The 24,845-nt window shown below is 31.1% G+C and carries 24 protein-coding genes, 1 pseudogene and 1 CRISPR repeat array (1 of these 26 cut by a window edge); of the genes and pseudogenes, 4 read left to right on the top strand and 21 right to left on the bottom strand.

Annotation, left to right across the window (positions count from 1 at the left end):
• Position 1: 1 nt before the first annotated feature.
• A complete protein-coding gene (locus SFBMNL_RS03710) occupies positions 2–1,531 on the bottom strand; it encodes a YifB family Mg chelatase-like AAA ATPase (RefSeq protein ID WP_042294581.1) in 1,530 nt (509 codons plus the stop codon).
• 142 nt (positions 1,532–1,673) lie between these two features.
• Between SFBMNL_RS03710 and cls the strand changes: the two genes are divergently transcribed.
• The 3 genes from cls (at position 1,674) to SFBMNL_RS03700 (ending at position 4,552) form a co-directional block, all read left to right on the top strand.
• A complete protein-coding gene (gene cls / locus SFBMNL_RS03705) occupies positions 1,674–3,122 on the top strand; it encodes a cardiolipin synthase (protein ID WP_042294579.1) in 1,449 nt (482 codons plus the stop codon).
• Positions 3,123–3,225: 103 nt separating this feature from the next.
• Entirely contained in the window at positions 3,226–3,570 is a 345-nt protein-coding gene (locus SFBMNL_RS08455) for a hypothetical protein (RefSeq protein WP_242838790.1), read from the top strand.
• Between the two features lie 100 nt (positions 3,571–3,670).
• Entirely contained in the window at positions 3,671–4,552 is an 882-nt protein-coding gene (locus SFBMNL_RS03700) for a class I SAM-dependent methyltransferase (RefSeq protein ID WP_242838789.1), read from the top strand.
• Positions 4,553–4,592: 40 nt separating this feature from the next.
• On the opposite strand, the gene SFBMNL_RS03695 is transcribed toward SFBMNL_RS03700, so the two are convergent.
• The 14 genes and pseudogenes from SFBMNL_RS03695 to SFBMNL_RS03625 form a co-directional block, all read right to left on the bottom strand.
• The gene (locus SFBMNL_RS03695; protein WP_005806346.1) at positions 4,593–4,874 is read right to left on the bottom strand and encodes a PTS sugar transporter subunit IIB; all 282 of its coding nucleotides are present in this window, start codon (positions 4,872–4,874) and stop codon (positions 4,593–4,595) included.
• A gap of 62 nt (positions 4,875–4,936) precedes the next feature.
• A complete protein-coding gene (locus SFBMNL_RS03690) occupies positions 4,937–6,322 on the bottom strand; it encodes a PTS ascorbate transporter subunit IIC (protein WP_005806348.1) in 1,386 nt (461 codons plus the stop codon).
• A gap of 20 nt (positions 6,323–6,342) precedes the next feature.
• Complete coding sequence (locus SFBMNL_RS03685) at positions 6,343–6,771, bottom strand: PTS sugar transporter subunit IIA (protein ID WP_005806350.1); 429 nt, start codon at positions 6,769–6,771, stop codon at positions 6,343–6,345.
• Positions 6,772–6,912: 141 nt separating this feature from the next.
• Positions 6,913–8,940, bottom strand: a complete 2,028-nt coding sequence (locus tag SFBMNL_RS03680) for a BglG family transcription antiterminator (RefSeq protein WP_007440602.1) — start codon at positions 8,938–8,940, stop codon at positions 6,913–6,915.
• 192 nt (positions 8,941–9,132) lie between these two features.
• Positions 9,133–9,963 (bottom strand): PRD domain-containing protein, encoded by an 831-nt coding sequence (locus SFBMNL_RS03675; RefSeq protein ID WP_007440239.1) that lies wholly within the window; start codon positions 9,961–9,963, stop codon positions 9,133–9,135.
• A gap of 38 nt (positions 9,964–10,001) precedes the next feature.
• Positions 10,002–11,414, bottom strand: a pseudogene (locus tag SFBMNL_RS03670) (glycoside hydrolase family 1 protein).
• A gap of 7 nt (positions 11,415–11,421) precedes the next feature.
• On the bottom strand, positions 11,422–13,296 hold the full coding sequence (locus SFBMNL_RS03660) for a beta-glucoside-specific PTS transporter subunit IIABC (RefSeq protein WP_042294575.1): 1,875 nt from the start codon (positions 13,294–13,296) through the stop codon (positions 11,422–11,424).
• Between the two features lie 191 nt (positions 13,297–13,487).
• A complete protein-coding gene (locus tag SFBMNL_RS03655; RefSeq protein ID WP_014017916.1) occupies positions 13,488–13,919 on the bottom strand; it encodes a GNAT family N-acetyltransferase in 432 nt (143 codons plus the stop codon).
• 73 nt (positions 13,920–13,992) lie between these two features.
• A complete protein-coding gene (locus tag SFBMNL_RS03650; protein WP_005806366.1) occupies positions 13,993–14,412 on the bottom strand; it encodes a DUF2871 domain-containing protein in 420 nt (139 codons plus the stop codon).
• A 148-nt stretch (positions 14,413–14,560) separates the two neighbouring features.
• Entirely contained in the window at positions 14,561–15,115 is a 555-nt protein-coding gene (locus tag SFBMNL_RS03645) for a TetR/AcrR family transcriptional regulator (RefSeq protein WP_005806368.1), read from the bottom strand.
• Between the two features lie 86 nt (positions 15,116–15,201).
• A complete protein-coding gene (locus tag SFBMNL_RS03640; RefSeq protein WP_005806369.1) occupies positions 15,202–15,543 on the bottom strand; it encodes a hypothetical protein in 342 nt (113 codons plus the stop codon).
• A gap of 38 nt (positions 15,544–15,581) precedes the next feature.
• A complete protein-coding gene (locus SFBMNL_RS03635; RefSeq protein ID WP_042294572.1) occupies positions 15,582–16,187 on the bottom strand; it encodes a DUF5780 domain-containing protein in 606 nt (201 codons plus the stop codon).
• Positions 16,188–16,205: 18 nt separating this feature from the next.
• The gene (locus SFBMNL_RS08085) at positions 16,206–17,330 is read right to left on the bottom strand and encodes an HNH endonuclease (RefSeq protein ID WP_052341889.1); all 1,125 of its coding nucleotides are present in this window, start codon (positions 17,328–17,330) and stop codon (positions 16,206–16,208) included.
• A 225-nt stretch (positions 17,331–17,555) separates the two neighbouring features.
• Entirely contained in the window at positions 17,556–17,888 is a 333-nt protein-coding gene (locus SFBMNL_RS03625) for a DUF898 family protein (protein ID WP_005806373.1), read from the bottom strand.
• Positions 17,889–18,631: 743 nt separating this feature from the next.
• Here SFBMNL_RS03625 and SFBMNL_RS03615 point away from each other — a divergent pair.
• Positions 18,632–19,366, top strand: a complete 735-nt coding sequence (locus SFBMNL_RS03615) for a heparan-alpha-glucosaminide N-acetyltransferase domain-containing protein (RefSeq protein WP_042294569.1) — start codon at positions 18,632–18,634, stop codon at positions 19,364–19,366.
• A 61-nt stretch (positions 19,367–19,427) separates the two neighbouring features.
• Here the strand turns inward: SFBMNL_RS03615 and SFBMNL_RS03610 are convergent, their stop codons facing one another.
• From SFBMNL_RS03610 to SFBMNL_RS03595, 6 genes are all read right to left on the bottom strand, one after another.
• Positions 19,428–20,843, bottom strand: coding sequence for a glycoside hydrolase family 1 protein (locus SFBMNL_RS03610; protein WP_042294568.1), 1,416 nt, complete (start codon positions 20,841–20,843; stop codon positions 19,428–19,430).
• Positions 20,844–20,868: 25 nt separating this feature from the next.
• On the bottom strand, positions 20,869–22,596 hold the full coding sequence (locus tag SFBMNL_RS03605) for a glucose PTS transporter subunit IIA (protein WP_242838788.1): 1,728 nt from the start codon (positions 22,594–22,596) through the stop codon (positions 20,869–20,871).
• 12 nt (positions 22,597–22,608) lie between these two features.
• A complete protein-coding gene (locus SFBMNL_RS08450; RefSeq protein WP_242838787.1) occupies positions 22,609–22,788 on the bottom strand; it encodes a PTS transporter subunit EIIB in 180 nt (59 codons plus the stop codon).
• Positions 22,789–23,053: 265 nt separating this feature from the next.
• Entirely contained in the window at positions 23,054–23,227 is a 174-nt protein-coding gene (locus SFBMNL_RS08305) for a hypothetical protein (RefSeq protein WP_005806383.1), read from the bottom strand.
• 58 nt (positions 23,228–23,285) lie between these two features.
• Entirely contained in the window at positions 23,286–23,711 is a 426-nt protein-coding gene (locus SFBMNL_RS03600; RefSeq protein ID WP_042294566.1) for a type II toxin-antitoxin system HicB family antitoxin, read from the bottom strand.
• Between the two features lie 256 nt (positions 23,712–23,967).
• Entirely contained in the window at positions 23,968–24,336 is a 369-nt protein-coding gene (locus SFBMNL_RS03595; RefSeq protein ID WP_042294565.1) for a DUF2442 domain-containing protein, read from the bottom strand.
• A 71-nt stretch (positions 24,337–24,407) separates the two neighbouring features.
• Positions 24,408–24,845: direct repeats of the CRISPR family, unit length 32 nt (it continues 1,042 nt past the right edge of the window).

Raw genomic sequence — 24,845 nt, 5'->3', positions numbered from 1 at the left:
ATCAAATAATCTGATTACTTATAAACTTTCTATAATTTATAACTTCCATTATATGTTCATCATTAATATTTTCACTTTGATTTAAGTCTGCTATTGTTCTTGCTATTTTTAATATTTTAAAATATGAACGAGTCGATATATTTTCTTTACGATAGATTGTTTCAAGAATTTGTTTGCTAGATGAACTTAACTCACAAAATTTATCAACTAAATCATTATTCATTTGAGAATTATATTTAATCCCAAATTTTTTTAATCGAAAATATTGAATTTCCCGTGCTTTTACTACAGTCTCCAAAATCTTTTTGCTAGTTACTCTCATGTCTTTTTTGTTTCCTACATCAACATAATCAATCACAGGAGTATATGAAAATATATCAATGCGATCGAGTAAACTCTTAGAAATTTTATTTATGTATCTTTCTCTTTTCACAGTATCACAAACACATTGTTTTATAGCACTATTGTTTAAATAATTACCGCATGGACAAAGGTTCGTCGCTCCTAACAATATAAAATTACTTGGAAATTCTATCATTTCATTATTTTTATTTAATTGTATCTTTCTATCTTCTAAAACTTTTCTTAAAACTTCTAGAGTCTCACGTTTAAACTCAAGCATTTCATCTAAAAATAAAACACCGTTATTGCTCAAAATCATTTCGCCCACTTTATTTTCACGACCACTGCCAATCAATGAACTTTTAGAAATCGTATGACTTACTTCTCTAAATACAGGTTGTCTATAATTTTCTTGTATTGAAGTAAAATTATAAATTCTTCCTTTATCCAGACTTTCCTCATATGTAAGATTAGGTAAAATTGATTTAAATGATTTTGCAAGCATAGTCTTACCACTTCCAACTGGACCATAGAGTATTATATTATGAAATCCAGCTGCTGCTATTTGGATAGCTCTTTTGCTACTAACATGTCCCAAAACATCTTCCAAATTTATATTATCCTTCACAATATTACAACTATTATCGCGTCTTAAGTTAGTATTATTATTAACTACTCCCTTCTCAGCATAATCTACAAAGCTTTTAAAATTATTAAAATAATTTATATCTGTGTTTTGTATGATTTTTGTTTCAAAATAATTATCCTCAGATAAAACATAGCTATTATACCCATCATCTTTTCCGTCCAAAATAATTGGTATACTCCCCTTGATACCTTTGATATGCCCATCTAATGACAATTCTCCAAGTATTATTGTATTAAACAGATTTTTAATTGGATTTATTTGTTTAGAACATATAAGTATTCCCGTTGCTATGCAAAGATCTAAAAGCGATCCTTCTTTTCTAATGTTCGCTGGTGCTAAATTAACAGTAATTTTCCCAAGAGGAAATTTAAAACCACTATTTAGAATTGCACTTCTTACTCTCTCCCTAGATTCTTTAATCTCAACATTAGGTAGTCCCACTATATTAAAAGATGGTATCCCCTTTGTAATAGATACCTCTATATCTATAATCCGTCCTTTTATATAATTGAAGGTAGCACTCTTCAATGAAATTACCAAATTTTATCACCCCTCAGTCGGAGTATTACAATAGAAAATAATTTTATTCACCAACATATAGTATTTTTGAATTAATTTTTGTAAAATATAAATTACATTTAGTATTTTATAATCGCTGTTATAATTATTGAAGGAGTATTTTATGACAATATTAGTTTTAGCATTCTCGTGGGTATGTATATCTTTAAACATATTAAGTGTATTAATTATGATATTTCTAGAAAGAAAAGACATTAGGAGTATACAATCTTGGATTCTTGCATTTTTATTGCTACCTCCTATATTTTCTCTCTACATATATTTCATATTTGGATGTGGTCCCAAATTAAATAAGAAGAAGATAGAAAAAAGGAACTACAGAATTTTTAATGAGCTGGAAAAAATGATCGATTATAGCGAATACGATTCATTACCAGATGATCCAAACTTGGATACTTCTATTGCAAAATTTAATTTTCTTCATAATAAATCGGCCATAACACAGTTCAATGATATAAAAATTTTTAACACAGCTTACGATAAATTTGAGGATCTCATTAAAACTATTAAGAGTGCTAAACACACAATCCATATCCTCTATTACATAATTAAAAATGATAATATAGGAAATCTTCTAATTGATACTTTAATAAATAAAGTAAAGGAAGGTGTAAAAGTAAGAGTAATCTACGATGATGTGGGTTGTATTTGCGTTTCTAAGTCCCTATTTAAAAAACTTACAAACGCTGGAGGAGAAGTTTATCCATTCTTTCCTTCATATTTGAAATTTATAAATCTTAATCTTAATTACAGAAATCATCGTAAAATAGTTGTTATAGATGGAAAAATAGGATATGTCGGTGGTGTAAATGTCGGAGATGAGTATATGTCTTTACACAAGAGGCTCAGACCTTGGAAAGATTGCCATGTTAAAATTATTGGTGAAGCCGTTAATTTCCTCCAACTCCAATTCATACAAGACTTATCTTATGTAAGTAATCATAGAATTGAAACGGAAAATAACTTTATGGAAAAATATTTTCCCAAATCTGAAATTAAAAATAAAACATGTGCGCAAATCGTTGCAAGTGGTCCAGACTCAAAGAATTATGAAAATATTAAATCATCATACACAAGAATGATCTATTGTGCTAAAAAAGAACTTTTAATTCAAACTCCGTATCTCGCATTTGATGATAATCTACTATCAGCAATCATAAGCACTGCTAAATCAGGGATTAAAGTCAAAATAATGATTCCAAAAATATATGATAAAAGAATTGTTTATAGGGCTTCAACATCTTATATCAATCAATTAATAGAATCTGGAATAGAAGTCTATTTATATAATGGATTTATACATTCAAAAGTTATTGTCATGGACGATAGTGTTACATCAGTCGGAACTGCCAATTTTAATATGAGAAGTTTTTCATTAAATTTTGAAATTAATGCATTTATTACGGATCTTGAAATAACTAGGCAGGTAAAAGAAATATTTTATGAAGATATAAACCATTCAATAAAATTAGATGAAAATTTTGAAAAAAACAAACCTCTATTAGTAAAACTAGAAGAATCCATATGTAGATTATTTGTTTTATTGTTTTAAAAGTGGAACTTAATTATTAAGTTCCACTTTTTTTATGTTAATGCTACAATTGTAAACAAATCTAGTATTTTAAAACTATCTAAAAATTTAAGGAGTTTAAATTATGATACATATTGAACAAATAACTGATTTTTTATCTACCATATATGAATTTATAAATAGCAGCTTCAGTTTTGATGATATTCAATCAAACAATGAAAACATACTTACAAAAACCTTTAATCAATTTAGAGATTTAACAGATCAAATACCTGAAGAACTAGAAAATCTTAAAAATAATATAATTATAAATCCAAATAATATGCAACTAGTAGATAAATACAAGCAATTCTTATTCTCTACCTCAATAAAAACAATTTTAGAACATTTAAAATCATTTTATATAGATTTTAAAAATATTTATCCCCAAATAAATAAGGGACAATTAGATTTAATATTAGGTTATTAAAGATAACTTTAATCTAGATGATTTAACACATTCTCTATTATTAATTTTTACATCTAAGTTATGTAGAACTTCATTGCCATCTATATCTTTTGATTTAATTATGGAAGCTTTCAAAATAAAAAATGATTTAGCTAAATTTTTAGGGCTCGATCATCTTAAAAATTATATTTTTAAGGAAGAGGTATTATCTGAGCAATTGCTAGTAGATAATTGTCCAATCTGTGGTGAAAAAGGTGCACCTTTTCATAATGCCCCATGCTATAACATGATTAACTATACTGATAATTTTTTGCCAAGTAAGTTGTGGATGAAATGTAATTCATGCGAAAATCTATATTCAAAATATTATCCTCATAAATTTTTTAATACTAATCATTCAATTAAAGTAATTAGAAATGGAGTTACCCCCACCCCATCCCATTTACAATCGAATGTTAGCACACATACATTAAGGAATTGGTGTGATATATTAAATAATATTTCTGAATATTCAAATGGAACTGATATTCTTGAAATTGGAATAGGCAAAGGAGCTCTAATAGCTACAGCGTTAGAATTTGGATACTCTATAGATTGTATAGAAATAGATGAAAATATTGCGTATGAAATTTCAAACATATTAAACCATGATATTATTTGTTGTGACTTCTTAAATTTTAGGACGGATAAAACATATGACATAATAACTATGGGAGATGTAATTGAACATTTATCAAATCCAATCAATGGGCTTAAAAAAGCTTATTCATTATTAAATGACGATGGTGTATTATGGATTTCAACACCAAACTATAATAGTGCATTTAACAAACTTCATAAAATAAATACTGCTATGTGGAATGAACCTTATCATTTAACTTATTTTTCTAAAACTGGCTTGGAAAATATTATAAAGAAATTAGGTTTTGAAATATTAGATTATCGTATCAGTATCAATTACAATGGATCAATGGAAATAATATTAAAAAAAGTAAGAATCTAGAATAAAACTAGATTCTTACTTTACATTATTACTCAATTTTTTATAATCCAAAAGCTTCTTTTAATCTTTCTGTCATTTCATCCATGGAAACTATATTATTCATTCCGATTGCTCTTCCAAATTTTTCTGCATTGGAAAGTAAATCAGATCCACAAATAAACAAATCAGCTGATCCTGAAGTAATGTCACCAATTGTAGTATGATCAACTTCTACATCTGTAATTCCAAGATTATTTAAAGCTTTCTTTGCATTCATTTCCATTAGAAAAGATGATCCAAGACCTGAACCACAAACACATAATATTTTTTTAATTTCTGCCATAATATCTATTCTCCTTTTTATTAATTTATATTTTATTTTAAGAATTCTTTTGACCTATTACCTTAATTTGATTCTACATTTTTTCTTCTAGCCACAAAATTATAAACAATTGGTATAACAAATAAAACTACAATTATTGCAAATAATCCATTGCCCGTAATAAATCTAGATAGATTACCAAACAAGATACCAACAACAGTAAAATCTGCATCAGAAAATGTTGTATTTGCAAAACCAAGAGATCCTAATACTGGAAGCAAAGCTGCAGATAAAAATGTAACCGCAATGCCATGTATTAACGACCCAATAACACATCCTTTTAAGCCTCCTGTCGCATTTCCACATACACCAGCGGTTGCACCACAGAAAAAGTGAACTACTGCCCCAGGTAAAATAATTGCTACTGCTAATCCAGCTTTACCCATAAAAGCTAAAGCTATTAACCCAATAATTCCTCCAACAAAAGAGCTTAAAAATCCAATCAACACCGCATTAGGTGCATATGGAAAAATTGTTGGACAATCTAATGCAGGCTTTGCATTTGGAACAAGTTTTTCTGAAATACCTTTAAAAGCAGGTAAAATTTCTCCAATCAACATACGAACACCAGATAATACAATGTAAATACCCCCAGAAAACGTAATCGAATTTATTATTGAATATAAAATCCAGTTACTTTCGCCAAAAATAGCTGAAGCTTCAACATTATGTCCAAAATTTGCAACCCCTGCAACAACTATATAACAAAAAAACATTACAATAGCAATCGATACCATATTATCTCTGAGAAAAGATAATCCTTTTGGGAATTTTACATCTTCAGTTGTACGCCCTTTATTATTTTTATTGCACAACTTCCCAATTTGTCCGCTTAACCAGTAACAACTACTTCCGAAGTGACCAAAAGCAAGAGAATCATCTCCAGTAATTTTTCTCATAATTGGTTGCATCAATGCAGGGAACATAGCCATAACAAATCCTAAAAGTAATGCTCCTCCCACAATGAGTTGCCATCCAGTTAATCCTGCTATTGACAAAATGATAGCGATCAAACAAGCCATATATAATGAATGGTGTCCTGTAAGAAAGATATATTTCCATCTAGAGAATCGTGCCATTACAATATTAGCACACATTCCCAATGCAAATATAGCAGAAGTTTCAACTGCAAATTCATTCAATCCAAGTGAGGTTATAGCCTCATTATTAGGCACTACTCCCTGTATACCAAATGCCAATTGAAATAAATCACCAAACGGAATGATTGCTGATTGAACAACAGAAGCTCCAGCATTCAATACAAGAAATCCTAAAATTGTTTTAATAGTTCCTTTGATAATAGATTGAAAATCCTTCTTTTGTAGTAATAATCCAAGCATCGCTATCAATCCTACAAAGATTGCAGGTGTAGATAAAATTTGTTGGATAATATTTAAAATATCTCGCATTGCTTCTCTTTCCTTCCTAACTAATTAAAATAACTATATAACTCTTCTGTATCACTTGATTTTAAGATTTTCTCAACTTTTTCCTTATTCTGTAGAATCTCAGAAATTTTCATTAGTGCATTCAGATGACTGCTAGAATCAGTTGCTGCCAATGTCAAAAATAATCGTGCTACGATATCTTCTTTATCAAATTTTACTTCATTCCTAAATAGAGTAATTGCAATTTGGCTTTTCAATACCCCATACTCTGGTCTTGCGTGTGGCAAAGCAATGTACGGTGCTATAATGATATAAGTTCCAAGCTTCTCAATTTCTGAAATAATAGCTTCTTTATATCTCGGTTCTACGCATCCATCTTCTTCAAGCGGAATCACCGACATCCTGATAGCTTCTTTCCAATTGCTAGCTCCATCTAGAATTCTTACATTTTTTTTATCTAGCAAATCCATACTTCACTATCTCCTTTCTGTTTCTTTATATAAAAATCATAACACTACAATATAAAAACTAGAAGTACAAATGTAATCATATAAATGTGCAAATAACAATACTCATCAAAAATAAAAGGACACCACCTAAAATGTGATGCCCTATAATATTTCATTCAAAATTTCAAAGACTCCTATTTCCGTACTAGCATTAACAATCCTTCTAATATTTTCTGAATTCTCAGCAATTTTAAAAACATCATTCAGAATTTTTAAATGTCTTTCATGATCTACTGTAGCCAAAACAAATATAATCTCAGCTCGTTTCCCTTCTTTAAAGAAAATTGGGTTTTTAAATATAGTCATAGAAATATCCATCCTATTTACCCCATCTTCAGGCTTTGCATGTGCAAGCATAACTCTATCAGTTATAAACATATAAGGTCCATAGTACATTGTTTGGGAAATCATAACGTCTAAATATCTTTTTTCTATACTTCCACTTTCAACAAGGTATTTGCCTGCAATATAAATGCTATCTTGCCACATAAAACTATCTTGAATTACTGCTATCTTTGATAAAGTTAGACATTCCAGTATTCCATTTTCCTTTTCTAATAAAGCAATATCAAGACTTTTTGACTGACCTTGTAAACAATGAATAATATCTTTCTTTAAATTATCATGCTGTGAATGATCTACATACTTTTTTATTGTATCAAATAATATATTGTAGATTTTATTCTTCTGTATTCCATTCACCATATAATGATTCAATATATAATCTTTATCTTCATCCATAAGTATAGGATTAACTACGATAACTGGAACTATACTTTTAATGTTCACCGTCGAAATTATGAGATCACAAATATTTTGTGCGTTAATTATATCTACAGCCGATACAACACCAACAATTTCTACATCTGAAATCAATTTAACTACTTCACGCTTTATCATATTCCCCGTTGAAGTTCCATTAACACACACAATTAATATACGGAGCTTGTTCCCTTGACATTTAGAAACCTTTAAATATGCACCAAAATGTAATGAAAGATAAGCTACTTCACTATCTGGTATTGGTAAACCAATCATTTGTTCTAAATATTGGGATACCTTTTTTGTAATATCAAACAAATTCGGATACTCTCTAACAATATCATCTCTCAATGGATTTCCAATTTGTATTCCATATTTATAACGATACATAGATGTTTTAATATGAACAAATAATGCCCGCTCTAGCTCCTCCTTATTTTCAAAATTAACACACGCAGTCCTTTCAAATTCTGTTACAAGAGATTTTGTAATTCCATATACTGATTGATCGGCTCTATCTTCAAAAAACTTATCTGTTACTACCGATACACGTGATCCGAGTAAATGAAGACTCAAATATACTTTTTCCTCCTCCTCTAACTCATAAAAATATTTTTCAACCAGTTGGAATTCTCTAGATCGAAAAATTTCATCCTTCTTTAATCCAGCAAAATATAATTTCTCTCTGCAATTACGCATAACAGGCATCAAAGCTGCCAAAGATAATAAGTCTCCTTCCATATATTCAACTTTCAATTCACTCTTCAATGAATTCAAACGCTCATAATGTTTATGTATCTCATCTCTATCGAAAAATTTAAGAGTTCCATTATCAAATAAAGGCCTCAAGGTATTGAAGTATAAAAAAAATAAAGCACATTTTCTAACAGCATCTCCACATACTTCATATCCTTTCTTAGCTTCATATTTTAAATCTAAATCGTATTCACGAAGCTTTTGGATAACAATCCTCATATCACCAAATACAGTATTCCGACTAACTTTACATGCATCCATAATATGATTTATATATACAGGATCCTTGCTATATATAATATAACAAATATTAATTTTAACTCTTTCTGAATGCAAGAACACATGATAATCTTCTGAACTTTTCTTCCCCAGAGATTCTTTAATTTTTAACTTGTCCTCTTGAGAAAGTAAAATTCCCTTTCCTCGCTCAACTCTAAGTTCTTTTATTCCTTGTTCGTCTAGCCATTCATTAATATTGCACAAATCATAATAAATACTCCTTCTAGACACTCCCGTTATATCTGCAATTTTCTTAAGTGAAACATAATCATTCTCCCTCAAAAGAACTTGTATAATTTTCTTACACCGTTCACTAAGGTTACACACTGCCATCCTTGCACCCCCAAACATAGAAAATAAAAAATTTACTATTTTAAAACATTATAAATTAAGATTAATTCCTTAACAATCATTTTAAAAATACTTATCTCTATTAAATTACATAAAACAATAGGACTTCTGATCCCTAAAAGCATATCAAAAGTCCTTTATTTATATAAATAACAATTTTTCATCTACTATATTTTATCGCATTATCCGTTCAATGTGCAGTGTGAGATACATGAGTTCTTCCTGTGATGTTTCAACATTTAAATTTTTCTGTATATAACTTGCTACCCTCTTTGCACAACTATAAGCTGCTAAATTTTCATCTATAACTGCTTTCAAAATATTTACATGTTGACCATCTAACATTTTATTATCCAAAACACGTTGTATGAAAAATTGTATATGTGTTAAAAATCTAGAGTAATGTATGGAATCTTCATTTATTTGCTTCCCAAAGGAAAACTGAATAATCCCACATATATCTTTTAATAAATTTACCGTACACAAAGTTTTTTTAATATTAAAATCTTGCATGCGAGCATTAACAATATGAAAAGCAATGTTACCACTCTCTTCTTCAGGTAAATTAATATTTAATTGCTTATTCAAAAATTTTCGAATTTTCTCTCCTACGACATATTCATTAGGATAAAATCTTTTCACTTCCCAAAGTAACCTATTAGGCAAGAATATATTTTTTTCATATCTCTCTAGAGCATACACTAAATGATCAAATAAAGTCACGAATAATTGATCACTTAAAGTATCAGGAAAGGATTCATAGGCAATTTGTAAAGCTTCTTCAATTATTTCAGCTGAGGAACTTGGAATATCTCTTAACAAACGTATATATTGCTTTGTTATATTTTCATCCTTCAATATGTAAACCTTTTGAATTTGTTCTTGTCTTAACTCTTTACCAACTTGATTTATAAATCTGAGTCCCTTGCCCATAACAATTTGTTCAATTCCATTTTCATCTATCGTTAAAATCAAATTGTTATTTAGAATCTTCTCTACAATCAATTTTTCCACTCCCCTAAAGATACGTCAACACTTTTATTCTATATGTTTTTACCATTTTCTTCAATAGTTTTTTGATACCAATAAAAACTGTCCTTCTCTATGCGTTTCATTTGTTTACAATCTTGCTCTTCACGATCTACATATATAAATCTATATCTTTTAGCATAACCTTGATGTGTACTCACAACATCCAAAGCTGACCACGGACAATAACCAAATACATCAACCCCATCCGTAATAGCCTGCTTTATAGCATGTAAATGATTTTTATAAAAATCAATTCTATATGAATCATGAATTGATCCATCTTCTTCAAGCTTATCAGAAGCACCAATTCCATTTTCTGTAATAATAATAGGAAGTCTATAGTGATCATACACTTTTCTGAGTGTATCTCTAAATTCCGTCGGATCAATTACCCATACATATTGACTTTTATCAATAAAAGGATTCTCAGAAGCTCTATATACCCCTTGCTCACCAAGCATAATTTGTTGATCACCTGCACGAGCAGATACATCAGAAGAATCTCCATGACTTGCTGCAATAGTTGCTGTGGAATAATAATTCATGGCTATAAAGTCTGGTTTGGCATTTGAAAGTGTTTCTTTATCTTCTGGATAAATTTCTGGCATCAAATCCCTATCTCGCAAATAACTAAGTGCCAAAGGATGATACCAACCAAATACAGGCACATCTGAAAAATTCCAACAACGTAAAACCTCCCAGTTATATGCTACAATGACATCCTGTGGTTTGCAAGTTGCAGAATACATAGCTGTTAAATTAAGTGCTGGACCTATTTTAGAATTGGGACATATTCTATGACAAAGTTTCATAACTCTTGCCTGTGCAAGCATCATGTGATGATTCATTTGATAGAGCTCTTTTTTTGTTGGAAGAGATTTATTAGGCGGTAATCCGATTGCTCCTGGATGCAAAATCATTGTATTTTGTTCATTAATAGTTAGCCAGTATTTTATATCTTTCCCGTATTCATTAAACAATACATTACAGTACGACTCAAATCTATCTATTGTTTCACGATTTACCCACCCACCCTTAATTTCTAAATACTATGGCAAATCAAAATGATACATAGTAACAATATGCTCTATATTATATTTTTTACATTCTTCGATTACATCACGATAATGTTCTACTCCTAATCTATTTACTTTCTGATCATCATTAGGTATAATCCTACTCCAAGCAATAGAAAATCTATACGCCTTTAAACCCATCTTTGCAAATAACGCTATGTCTTCACGGAACCTATGATAATGATCGCTTGCAATAGTAAAATCCGCATAACCTTCTGGATGCTCGTACATATCAATTATTGAAGAGGTCTTACCCTCTTCATTCCATGCACCTTCAACTTGATAAGCTGAAGTAGAAGCTCCCCAAAGAAAATTTTCAGGAAAATCCAATAATTTATTATATATCATTTTAAAATCACTCCCTATTCTTCACGCCTATAATTTTATCTCCGTGACTTACAATTTGATTTTCCATCAGGTCAATACTAGAAAACTTATCTGTATTTGTAATTATAATAGGCGTTATAACATCAAATCCAGCATCTTCAATTTGTTGCTTATCAAATATTAATATTAAATCTCCATATTTAATTTTATCTCCAACTTTCATATGTGCTTCATAAAATTTACCACCCAAATTCACAGTATCAATGCCAACATATATTAGAAGTTCTATTCCCGTATCAGATATTAATCCAATAGCATGTTTTGTTTCAAACAAGGATGCAATCTCACCATCAAATGGTGCATAAATTTTACCTTTACTTGGCTTTATTGCAATTCCGTTCCCCATAACTTTTTGTGAAAATACTGCATCAGGAACATTTGATAAACAAATAACTTCTCCTGTAATTGAAGAAAAAACTTCAGCTTGATAATCATATCTAATTTCTTTATTATACATTTCTATAGTATCATGAGACTTAGAATATTGATTCTTTTCCACATCTCCAAATCCCATAATACATGTTGCCACAAATGCAGAAATAAAAGAAATTAAGCAAGTAATTATTGCATGAACTATATTCATTGGATTCTCTTCAATAAACGCAGGTAATCCAGCAATTCCTGGAGATACAAATGCATATCTTACAAGTCCAGATAAACCAGCATATACACCACCTATTGCACCACCTATCATGGAAACAATAAGAGGCTTTTTAAGTTTCAAATTAACACCATAAAGAGCAGGTTCCGTAATTCCCATTACTGCGGTAAATCCAGAAGAAAATGCTATCTGACAAAGTTGACTATTTTTAGACTTTACAGCAACCGCAAGAGTTGCAGCACCTTGTGCAATATTAGATGCCAACATACCTGATCCATTTACAATTTCATATCCGAGAGATGAAATTTGAACAGTTGCAATTGGAGTCATTGCCCAAGCTGTACCTGTCAATATTAAAAATGGTTGAAGGGCTCCCATTAACATAGGCAATAACCAATTCGCGTAAGAATTTATAGTATTTGCTACGCTTTCAATAACAGTATTTAAAAATGCTCCAAATGGACCAACTATAATAACTGCAATCGGCACAGATACAAACAAAATAATAAGTGGTTTAAAGAAAAATTTAATAATAGATGGCGTATACTTCTCTGCAAAACGTTCTACATATGAAAGGATCCATATACTGAGTATAATCGGAATTACAGAATATGAATAATCTACAAGTTTAACTGGGATATTGAAAAAATTAATAGCCTCACCTGATGAGACCATACTATTCCAAGTTAGATGCAATAAAGCACAAGCAAGAGTCATTGACAAAACAGGATTGCAAGCAAATTTTATTGATGCACCATAAGCAAGCAAAACAGGCATAAAATAAAAAGCTGCATCTGAAATAAAATTCATCAACTGATATGTCGGAGTCTGATCATTCAGTCCTAATAAAACTAAAATTGACAATACAGCCTTAATCATACCGCAACCAATAAGTGCAGGAATTACAGGTGTAAAAGTAGTTGAAATAGTACTAACAATATTATTAATTATAGAATTTTTATGTTTTGGCTCACTTTTATCATCACTGCCAACAACTCCCCCTATTTCATTAATCAAAGCACGATAAGTAATTGAAACATCATTTCCTACTACTACTTGAAATTGCCCACCTTTTTCTACTACACTAATAACTCCATTTGTTTTTTCAATAGCATTTACATCAACCTTATCGCGATCATAAAATTCAAATCGTAATCTTGTTGCGCAATGCGTAAGTTTACTTATATTATCCTTTCCGCCTAAAAGTGACAAAAGATCGTAAGCAAGTTTTTTATAATCCACTAAACATCATCTTTCCCAATTAAATTGTTGACAATAAAAAAAGACCACAACAAGAAAACATCTATATATAGATGATTTATTGTGTGGTCTTGCCTGCATTACCAGTAACAGCCAAATTTAATTCACTTATCAACAAACATTTTATAATAATTAAAAATGCAAGTCAATCAATAAAATAATTTTTATAGAATTTATAATTTCAAATCCATTGCGACGTGGGGAATCCCATCTTTTAGAAACTCCTCAGAACAAATCTTAAATCCTTCGCGTTCATAAAATCCTGTTGCATAGCATTGTGCTTCAATATAAATTTTCTTAGGATTCATCTTATTCTGAATTTGTGCAATACCCTCTTTCAAAAGTTTACCTCCAAGTCCATTACCATGATAAAGTGTTAATACTCTTCCTATCTGTACAACGTTATCTTCCTTCAAAAAAGCTCTAAGACATGCAACTACTTCTCCATTATCTTCAAAAAATACATGAAGACTATGATAATCTTTATCGTCTAAATCTTGATACACACGATTTTGTTCTAACACAAAAATTGATATTCTTGCTTTCAAAAGTTCATATAGCTCCTTAGTTGTCAAATCATCAAAATACTTTACAACAAGTTTCATTTTCATCCATCCTTCATTAATTATAATTAATATTTATCAACTTTTTTCAACATTCAAATCCCCATATGTCAAATCAAGCCTGTACTCTCAAAACACTATCTCTAATTTGCAATAACAGGAGAACTATACTAACACCTAATAAAATATGACCAATTCCAGCAATTCCAGAAATTGCTGCATTTATTCCAGCAGAAAGAACATACGAAAAAACTTGAATGATTCCTCGCACAACAAACATCGCAACAGTCAAATTTAATCCAATATGATAAACAGTTAATATACGCACAGTCTTTGCATTAGTAAAAGAAAAGCTCTTTTCTAACAAAAGTAACAATAAGAAGAATGCCATACCTAAAAAGAAATAATGAGTATGAATGACCGAAAGAACAGTTTTTTCAGTATATACATTGAATTTAGTAAACTCTCGATAAAATACACCACCAACCATCGCAAGAATAGAATATAGTATAGCCATATTTATATAACGTTTCATAATTTATTCCTCTCCTTTACTTACATTTCATTTTAAATCATGGTAATATCAAATAACAACAAGGTATTTCATTCCACTTTTATAATCTACCTACTTTAATGAACATTGTTCAATTTACTATATAAAAAATACTAACCTCAGTAGAATTTTAATAAATAGTCCTATTAATTATTTCCAGTACAGTAGCTGGATTATAATCCTTCTTTAACAAATTAGATAGTATAAGAGAAAATAATACATCTGCAAATTTTTCAACTGTAAACTGCTTAGTAAAAGCATCAATCCTGATTCTCTTATCCTGTTTCAAAACACAACACAGCCTATCTATAATATATTGCCAAACTCTTTGCATTCTCCATTTAGCACTAGATTTATCTTCATACATAAAACTCAAAGAGTGAAACGTAAAAAATCCGGGATATTGTTGACATCCATACTCCATCTGATTATACATCCATCTAATATAATCTTGCGTATCCTTAAATACTTCACTACCCTTACATTGAAAAATTTCATACCATATACTTTCTATAGTAGCCCCTTCAAGCTCAGCTTTAGAATCAAAATAATTGTAAATAGACCCTACTGACACTCCACAAGCCGCCGCAACAGAACGAATATTAATAACAGAACATACTTGTTTCCTAATTAATTCTCGGCTAGCTTTCAAAATATCCTCTTTTGATGTAACAACTGTATTCATCTAATCACCTCAATATGAACAATGTTCATTATAGCGGATTGTCCTTATTTTGTCAAATATCATATAAAAAGAGGATAGCCAATTAGCTATCCTTCTTTTTTCATTTTAGCATATCCAACAAAACACAAAATAACTTGTACAATAACAAATATCGCATATAAAATCATAAGGAAAATAGATACAAAGTATAATATGCCTGATACTAATGCTGCCCATCTTTTATTCATTCCCCATCCTATCCAATTAAACAAAACACCCAATCCAACAAAAAGAATATGTGGTGCAACCAAAACACCTGCTAAACCTACTCCTAATGCTTCTGCTCCATTTGAAGATGAAGATATACCATTAAAAAAATAAATGAAAATATATATTAAATAAAGAGTACTCAATATAGCAGATACTAATAACAATTTACTTCTCTTCATAATTAATAACTTTCTCCCTAAAGTATAATAAATTTAATCTATTCAGCTAATTTCTTATCTTCATATAATTTTTTAAATTCTTCTAACAAAGGATTGTCCCATATATTTCCATCAAAATCAGTATAGGAAACTACTATCGCTTTAAATTTTGCGATATTATCATTACCTATAGACAAACCTCCATTTTCACCATAAGATGCTCCATTAACTAAATTAACATCACTATAATTTACTTTCTTAAAATACTCTCCATCGGTAAAATCGTATTGACTTTGTATTTTAACTGGAAGATTATTACTATCCCATGCTACATATCCTAATACAGCATTTTTTATATCAACACCACTATCATTCTGAAAAACTGCGGACAAAAGATCAGGACGTAAAAATTGATCCTCTTGAGAAATATACTCAGTTCTTATAATTTTCACAGGTTGATTATTCAATGCCTCATCTAGCTCTGCTGAAGTCATATCCTTTTTATCTTCTTTCTTAGGTTCAGATACTTTATCCTCTACATTAGTTGAATCTTGATTATTCATTACATTGCTTGTACTATTAGTATTATTATTTGAACCGCAAGAAACAGTTGAAACACCAATTCCAGCTACAATAAACATCATTATTAATAATTTTCTTAACATATTTTATCCTCCTTAAAATTAACTAACTAATTTAGCTCCTTTAGTACGATTACATTTCCAACAAAGAGTTTGAAGGTTTTCCTCTGTAGATAATCCACCTTTTGAAATCGGAACTATATGATCTATTTCTAAAAGCAAATTAGGTTCATCATAAGTTGATAAACCGCATTGTTTACAAGTGTAATTATCTCTTTGTTTTATTGATTCCCTTAATTTAGATGTCATTAAAGCTCTCTGACCTGCTACACTTTTTCTAAAATTCACAAGTTCAGAGAGATATTCTACAAACTCATTCAAATTTTCAATATCCAATTTTATCTTACAAAGTGAAGACTTGTTCCCTCCAGGACTCCTATATCTAAACGTATACACAGGAAAATATAAATCATTAAAATCAACTCTTTGAATAATACCTATTTCTTTTATAAATTTTTCCATTCCAAGGAAATTAATTAAAAATGGTATATCCTTTCTATTTTTGAGAGATCTCTTTATCCTTTCAAGCTCATTATTTAATACAACTTTACCTTCTTCAGCAGCTGAAAATTTATTTAATAAATCTTCAAACTTCTCCAATGATTCTTCTGTTGAATCTATATTAAAATATTTACACAAATATTTAAAAGGTTGTTGTTCAGCAGCTCTATATATTGCAATAGAGCAATCATATGTAAATTTTGACTTTTGATCTACTTGTTTAGCACCTTTATAATTATATCTACTATTATCTTCTATTTCAGCTCTACCATAATTCTTCTTCTCTATACCTGAATAACTATCCTTAAGTTCCTCAATATGTTCATTCAGTTCGTGACAATTGGTAACATAATCACTTAATTCCTTTTTTATGATTTTAAATTTGATACTTTTATAGTAGGAATTCTCATATATCTTCCAGATTGAAAACAAGATCAATGAAGCTAGTAAACCTAATGGCATAATTATAACTATCCATACTGTATAACCCCATACACAAAATTTAATTCCCTTTCCATTCATTTTGTCTAAATTAACTTTAGGATATTTTTCTTTATGACATCCATATTTATATAATTGATGCATTAAAAACAAAATAATAGGAGTAATAAATATCGAAACTAACATGCCTTTATATGAGTATAAAAATTCTATTAAGGATTCCAAAATAACTCCCCTTTCTATTTATAAACTTCAACATCTAAAACGACACATAATTTAACCTCCATAAACAAATATCGCAACTATTATAAAAAAAAAACGGCTGTCAACTACCAAAATGTCAATTTTATCAATATTTTATCAAATATCTTCATTTAAAATGCAAAATAATAAGAAATTTGTTATTTACCGCACCTAATCTATATTTAAAAAAAGTGAGATAGCTAATAGCTATCCCACTTTATAAGAATCAAATATGGTATTCCTTACCTTCCACTGTCTCAGTTTTATACTCAATAAAAAACCATATATTCCTAATGTTATTATTGTTAGAAGAATCCATTTAAGCCAATTAACAAATAAATCTCCACCTCTCCCAACAAAACTTAACCTTTGTCCATTAATTATAGTGTGATTAATCCTATATTTTTCCTTCATACACATAGCCCATGAAAAACCAATTCCTAAAGTTACAATAATAAGTAAAAATGATAGTATATTAATACCCAAAAGTTCTGCTAATTTTCCATCAAACTCTGATTCCTCAAAATACCATGGACGCATAAAAAATTCCCCTTATATAACCACATTATTAACAAATCTTATTTAACTAGTCTTAAATAATTTGCCCATCCTATACTATAAAATACATTTTCTAAAGATATACTAAGTAATTCAAAATATTGCATTAATCTTTGAATGTTATATAATTGTATTAATTAAATTATTAATTATCTTATTGTTCTTTCAATTCTTAATATTCTCTCATAAAAACTAATAAACACATAAGATAAAATTTATAGTAAGAGGGTATAAAATAAACATGAATACTTTAAGAAAAATTATTAAAAACACAATTATTGCTTGCATACCATTCACTATCTTATCAACTATTAATGCTAACTCATCACCTCTAAGAAGATCTAAAAGTTTACCCAATATAACATTTAACAACNTGTTTAATGAAAATTTTAGAAAATTTTTTGAGTTTGGTCAACCTATCATGACTACTAGAACTTCAGCAAGTGTATCTAATCTAAATGATACAGATGATTTCCAAAAATTGAGAAATGAGATGGTGTTTTCAAATAATGCACGTGCAATGCAAAACGGTATATTCCCACGACCAATGTGGAAACTTTACCTAGATGGATCTGATTTTGTAGATACATATACAGGTTTAAAAATGCCTAGAGTCAATAATGCAAATATTTCTAACGCAACAAAAGTACAATATTTTTTCGAATAAATAATGATATATAAATAAAATACATTTGCTAAATTTAATCTTGAAAGGATATATCAAAATGAATGAAAAAAGATATTTTATTCTAGATGGAATAAGAGGATTTGCAGTAATAAATATGATTATCTATCATTTCATTTGGGATTTAGTTTATATATTTAGATTTGATATACCTTGGTTTGAGTCAGAAATCTCATACATATGGCAACAATTTATATGTTGCACATTTATCTTTATCTCTGGTTTTTGTGAACCTCTAGGTACTAGAAAACTTAAAAGAGGTATTATAATTTTAGGACTTGGAATTTTAATAGAGATAGTCACAATGATTGCAACTCCAGAAAATCGAGTAAGATTTGGCATTCTAACACTACTTGGATCATGTGCAATTTTAATAATTCCTGCAAAAAAATTTTTAGAAAAGTTTCCATCAATATTTGGATTAATTCTTTCTATTGCATTATTTCTCCTAACAAAAAATATTAATGATGGTTATCTTGGATTTAATAATTTAAATTTAATAAAATTACCAAGTAATCTATACAAAAATTCTATAACTACATATCTAGGATTTCCTATGCCAAACTTTTATTCAACTGATTATTTTTCTTTAATGCCATGGATATTCTTATATATTTCAGGATACTTTTCATACCAAATATTCAAGCGTCAAGGACTCCTTAAATATTTAAAAATAAGTAAAATCAAATCTCTTGAATGGATAGGACGCAACTCCCTCGCTTTATATGTTATTCATCAACCACTTATATATTTTTTAATCATACTATTTCTTTAAGTAATTTTAAAAAACAGTAAAAGGTTGACTCTTAATAGAGTCAACCTTTAACACTATATTATTACAGTTCTTCGCCGTTGGTCTCAATTACGTGCTTATACCAATAGAAACTGTCTTTTTTTATACGTCGAAGTTGCTTCACATCAAAATCGTCCCGATCCACATAGATGAAACCGTAACGTTTGCGGAAACCCTGGTGGGAGCTCAACAGATCCATTACAGACCAAGGACTATAGCCAATCAACTCCACACCATCCTCAATCGCATTCGCGCAGGCTTGGATGTGACTTCGTATATAATCGATACGGTAAGAGTCATGCACCTTCCCATCCTCTGTCAATACGTCTGCCATTCCTAGTCCGTTTTCCGTGATAATCATAGGAAGATGATAACGGCGATAGTACTCATTAAGTACAATACGAAGACCCATCGGATCTATTTGTGCACCATATTCGCTTGCAGAAAGATTTGCGTTTTTCTCATTACGGCAGTATCCATACTGATCAAAGTCAACCTCATTATCCCGATAAACACGTTCGCCAATTGGATGTTCCTCCGATGCAGGTAGATAACTAGCACAGAGGGTTCGGTAATAGTTTAGTGCAATATAATCAATCTTTGCACTTTTCAGAATTGGCACATCCTCTGGCTCCATCTTCGGTACGATATTACGTTCTCGTAAATAGCGCATATAATATCCAGGATATTCACCGTTAATGTGCATTTCCAAACAATAGTTAGTTTTGAGCCAATCATTCATCTTAGCTGCCCAGACATCCTCCGGCTTATTGGTCAATGGATAAGTACAAGTGGAAGACACTGCTGGACCTACCTTTCCGCCTTCCACTAGTTCATGACAAGAGTTAACAGCCAAGGCATGACCTAGGAACATATGATAATCCATCTGAGCTCGGATTCTATCAGCTTCCCATAAATCATCTACATAAATATTCATACGCTCGTTAACGCGAATCATCAAGTTTTGCTCATTGATAACTTGCCAGTATTTAACACGGTCACCAAACTCCTTGAAACACACACGTGCATAGCGTTCAAAAGCAAATGCACAGTTTCGGCACTCCCATCCGTTGTACTTCTCTACCAGTGCATAGGGCAAATCAAAATGATATAATGTAACAAAGGGCTGAATACCATTAGCAATCAACTCATCGATTAATTTGTTATAGAAGTCAATACCAGCCGCATTAATATCGCCGTCACCATCTGGAACAATTCTAGCCCAGGAAAGAGAAAAGCGATAAATCTGCATTCCCAGTTCTTTCATCATAGCGATATCTTCTTTCCAATGGTGATAAAAATCACTAGCTACCTTAGTATCAGCCTGTTTGTCGGAACGCTTGAAAGAATTAAAGTCAGCAACAGTTTTACCTTTTCCATCCTCGTCCCATCCACCTTCGATTTGAAAAGCGGATGAAGATGCACCCCAAAGAAAATTTTCAGGAAATTTTTGTTTCATAATAACCTCCTATCATAAAATATGTTTAGCGGACAACAGCTATGGCATTTTTGCTGCTATCAGCCTGCCCAGTCGTAATAGTACGGATCTCAGAATAGTCATCAGAATTAGTCACAATAATAACGACAGTAGTATCATAACCAGCAGCTTTGATTTTATCAATATCAAAAGTAAGTAGTGTCGTTCCTTTAGCAACATATGTACCGTCTTTAGAAACGCGGGTGAAGTGTGTACCGTTCAATTTGACTGTATCGATACCAACATGGATCAATAGTTCAACACCATCATCTGTCAACAGTCCAACTGCATGGTTAGTGTTATGAATAACCTGAATCTGACAGTCTGCAGGGGCCACAATCTTTCCTTCCGTTGGAATCACACCATACCCCTGTCCTAACATACCTGTAGAAAAAACCTTATCATCCACCTGAGAGAGTGCAACAGCACTTCCCTTTACAGGGGAAACGAGAACAGTGTCGCCAGATACCTCAGTTACATTATCCGTAGGAGTCGCAATAGCAGACTGTACCACCGGAGTAGCAATAGGATCATCCTCAAAGCCTACAATATAAGTTAGCACAGCTGAACCGAAGAAAGCAACGCAGATACCAAGGATATATGCCACAAACTGCCCGAAACTAGTACCTTCGCCCCAATAGGACATAATAGTCAGGATACCATTGTTGGCAAAACCTGTATTAACTGCATGGCCAATTCCCATAATTGCACCACCTACTGCACCAGCAATAACTGCACAAATCATAGGCTTTTTCAGCCTAAGGTTACATCCATAAACGGCAGGTTCAGTGACACCCACCAGCCAGGCCGAAAGTGCAGCAGAAGCGGAGACCTGTTTAAGGTTCGCACTTTTGGTCTTGAACATAACTCCAAGCGCGGCACCAGCCTGGGCAAAATTTGCGGAACCGGCAAAGCACATAAGCGTATTCGTACCAGTCAGTGCTACATCATTCAAACCGATAGGTAGAAGAGCACGATGTGCACCAAAAATTACACATATACCCCACAGACCGCCAACTATGATACCACCCAAAATTGAACTGAATCCGTAAAGTGCAGTATACAGAAACTGAACAATATAACCAACATAAATTCCCACGGGACCAACAACTACCAGCATAACTGGTACCATAACAATCAAGGAAATACCAGGAACAAGGATCAGCTGGAGAATTTCAGGGACATATTTTTTCAGGAATTTCTCCAGAAAGCTCAGGACAATAACTCCCAATATAATCGGTATAACGGACTCTGTATAAGCAAATACCCTAGAAGATTCACCTACAGTAAACGCCATTTTTATTACTGGTAGTCCGAATATGTTGGACTTTGTCGCTACATCCTGTACGATGGCGTCAATAGTGGGATGGCAAATAAATCCACCTAACATCATAGCAATAATGGTACTGCACTTAAGTGCCTTTGCAGTAGTAAAGGCCAAGAAAATCGGCATAAAATAGAAAATAATATTACTAGCGGTGTTCATAATGACATAAGTGCTGGCTGTAGAATCAAAACCAGGAATCTTCGCAGTTGCTGCCAGCAGGCCCTTAATAAGACCAGCCGCCGCTATTGCTGGAACCAGTGGAGTAAATATCTCACCAAGCTTTTGAATAATCACGTTACCGATGCTTTGCTTTTCTGCCGATACATGGCTTATATCGCCACTTTCGCCAACCTCGCCGCCCAAAAGTTCTACCACTGCGTCATGGATTTTAGTCACTTTATTTCCCAAAACAACTTGGAATTAACCGCCTGCAATCACAACAGAGATAACACCTTCCAACCGTTCTATAACAGCCTTATCCACTTTCTTACTATCCTTCAATACAAAGCGGAGTCTGGTAAAACAGTGCGTCATACCCTTGATGTTTTCCTTACCGCCGACGTTCTGGATAATGTCACCGGCAATTTTCTTGTAATCCATAAATACCCTCCTTAAATATATTTGGAAATTCGCTTTCGTCAGTTCTGATCAAAACATCAGAAAATCAGGAACAAAAAAAGACCGGATAAGAATACTGACACGATATTTACACATCAGCTAATCTTACATCCGATCTTGCCTGCACTACCAGTAATAGTCTTCCGTTCCTTATTAATTTGAGTAGATAATAACATACCTAGAAAAACGATGCAAGACCTTTTAAAAATTTTTCAACTTTTCAGCTTTAAATAAATTAAAAAATCTTCTACTTGTTTAAGATATATAAATTTACCCTTATTATATAATATATAGTTAATGCTTGTACAACTCTTATATCATTAATACCAAAATTGTATGTACCAAATCCTGTGAAAGAAAATATAGTTAAAGCCAACAATGTTTTTAATATCAAATAAAAAAGAGCTATACAGCTCTTCAATTAAAAATTTCATATTATTATAAAGTTACTATTTACCTTATTTTTCAATTCCGTATTCTTAATCTTTAAGGCGATTAATTTCATCTAATAACGCTTTCTGTAAAACTTTAGAAAAATTTATATTCAATGCCACCGCTTCATCATTCAACCATTTAGGTATAGTTAAATTTTTCTTTACTGATTTATTAAAATACTTTTTAGCATACTCATCCGCATCAACTGTTATTATTTGTTTGATAAATTCAACATAATTATTTTCTTCATCCCTTTCATCAACCTCAACTAAATCTAAATCTAAAGTTGGTTTAGGAATTTCTTCACCTTGTTCTTTACACCATTTTATCTCTCCAGCAAGACATTCAATTGCCATTTTTATTGCATCTTCTAAATCTTCTCCACATGTAGCAACATTAAAATCAGGTAGTGAAACACCATAATTACCTTCTTGATATTTATAAAAAACAGCTGGATATGAAACTATCATTTAAATTAACCTCCATATTAATTCTAAGGATGTTGATTGACATAACTTTGATATTATATCATGTATACGCGTATATTGAAAATGCGTATATCAAAAATATTTATATAAATTATAAGATTCATTTTACACACTTAATTTAAATTTATAAATCATCCAAATAAATAAATTAGGACTTTCCCTATATCTCTATTGCATCTACTATTTACATTTCCAAGTAATTTTCAGAGTTCAAAGTATAACTGATTATAAAAATAGTCTACAATTTCATTTTGCCCAGATCTTGAGGAATACTTTTAACATACAAAGTGTCAGAACTTAAATCAACTTTATTACTCCAATTTAAATTACTATCAATATTTGGATCTTTATCCCAAGATACTACGTTACTTTCATCCAGATATACTCTTTTAAAGTTATAATAATCACTTAAAAATTCAAATACAGTTCCTTTTTCTATTAAATCATTGCAATCATATTTCCGTATCTCATCATTATCAAATTTAAGAGTCAATGTATAATCATTATTTGGAATAACTTCTATAATTGTTCTTTCAGCTGTTGCAAAATATTTAGCCATATCATAATCCATGCCTCTATCAAGATAATACTTTATTTTTTTATCCATATTATTCCTCCTATAGAACCGTTTATCTCAACGGATCTATACCAAATAATTCGTAACTATTTTAAGCTAATTTCTCAATCCACGCACCTGCGTGAGATGCGACATAATACTTATCTTGATACACCTGTTGAATGGTTAGATTTCAATCCACGCACCTGCGTGAGGTGCGACATTTTATTTCCCTTAGAATATGCTACTTTACCAATTTCAATCCACGCACCTGCGTGAGGTGCGACCATAAAGTAATTAAAATTTAATGGTGAGCCTGAATTTCAATCCACGCACCTGCGTGAGGTGCGACTTCTATCCATTAACACCTCGAAAATAATTCAGATATTTCAATCCACGCACCTGCGTGAGGTGCGACATTGATAATAAAAGGACACCTAATGCATACAGGATTTCAATCCACGCACCTGCGTGAAGTGCGACAAAAGATGTAATGGAAAACAATATAATTTATCTGATTTCAATCCACGCACCTGCGTGAGGTGCGACCTTGTTTTATT

It is taken from the genome of Candidatus Arthromitus sp. SFB-mouse-NL, assembly GCF_000709435.1.
In the GTDB taxonomy this organism is placed as follows: domain Bacteria; phylum Bacillota; class Clostridia; order Clostridiales; family Clostridiaceae; genus Dwaynesavagella.
Note: the sequence above shows the minus strand (reverse complement) of the source record. Positions and strands in the feature narration are given on the sequence as shown.

What these genes read in the sequence shown, in the direction of transcription:
- cls (WP_042294579.1), top strand. Translation starts at nt 1,674, where the DNA reads ATGACAATATTAGTTTTAGCATTCTCGTGGGTATGTATATCTTTAAAC.
- SFBMNL_RS08455 (WP_242838790.1), top strand. Translation starts at nt 3,226, where the DNA reads ATGATACATATTGAACAAATAACTGATTTTTTATCTACCATATATGAA.
- SFBMNL_RS03700 (WP_242838789.1), top strand. Translation starts at nt 3,671, where the DNA reads ATGGAAGCTTTCAAAATAAAAAATGATTTAGCTAAATTTTTAGGGCTC.
- SFBMNL_RS03695 (WP_005806346.1), bottom strand. Translation starts at nt 4,874, where the DNA reads ATGGCAGAAATTAAAAAAATATTATGTGTTTGTGGTTCAGGTCTTGGA.
- SFBMNL_RS03690 (WP_005806348.1), bottom strand. Translation starts at nt 6,322, where the DNA reads ATGCGAGATATTTTAAATATTATCCAACAAATTTTATCTACACCTGCA.
- SFBMNL_RS03685 (WP_005806350.1), bottom strand. Translation starts at nt 6,771, where the DNA reads ATGGATTTGCTAGATAAAAAAAATGTAAGAATTCTAGATGGAGCTAGC.
- SFBMNL_RS03680 (WP_007440602.1), bottom strand. Translation starts at nt 8,940, where the DNA reads ATGGCAGTGTGTAACCTTAGTGAACGGTGTAAGAAAATTATACAAGTT.
- SFBMNL_RS03655 (WP_014017916.1), bottom strand. Translation starts at nt 13,919, where the DNA reads ATGAAACTTGTTGTAAAGTATTTTGATGATTTGACAACTAAGGAGCTA.
- SFBMNL_RS03650 (WP_005806366.1), bottom strand. Translation starts at nt 14,412, where the DNA reads ATGAAACGTTATATAAATATGGCTATACTATATTCTATTCTTGCGATG.
- SFBMNL_RS03645 (WP_005806368.1), bottom strand. Translation starts at nt 15,115, where the DNA reads ATGAATACAGTTGTTACATCAAAAGAGGATATTTTGAAAGCTAGCCGA.
- SFBMNL_RS03640 (WP_005806369.1), bottom strand. Translation starts at nt 15,543, where the DNA reads ATGAAGAGAAGTAAATTGTTATTAGTATCTGCTATATTGAGTACTCTT.
- SFBMNL_RS03635 (WP_042294572.1), bottom strand. Translation starts at nt 16,187, where the DNA reads ATGTTAAGAAAATTATTAATAATGATGTTTATTGTAGCTGGAATTGGT.
- SFBMNL_RS03625 (WP_005806373.1), bottom strand. Translation starts at nt 17,888, where the DNA reads ATGCGTCCATGGTATTTTGAGGAATCAGAGTTTGATGGAAAATTAGCA.
- SFBMNL_RS03615 (WP_042294569.1), top strand. Translation starts at nt 18,632, where the DNA reads ATGAATGAAAAAAGATATTTTATTCTAGATGGAATAAGAGGATTTGCA.
- SFBMNL_RS03610 (WP_042294568.1), bottom strand. Translation starts at nt 20,843, where the DNA reads ATGAAACAAAAATTTCCTGAAAATTTTCTTTGGGGTGCATCTTCATCC.
- SFBMNL_RS08450 (WP_242838787.1), bottom strand. Translation starts at nt 22,788, where the DNA reads ATGGATTACAAGAAAATTGCCGGTGACATTATCCAGAACGTCGGCGGT.
- SFBMNL_RS03600 (WP_042294566.1), bottom strand. Translation starts at nt 23,711, where the DNA reads ATGATAGTTTCATATCCAGCTGTTTTTTATAAATATCAAGAAGGTAAT.
- SFBMNL_RS03595 (WP_042294565.1), bottom strand. Translation starts at nt 24,336, where the DNA reads ATGGATAAAAAAATAAAGTATTATCTTGATAGAGGCATGGATTATGAT.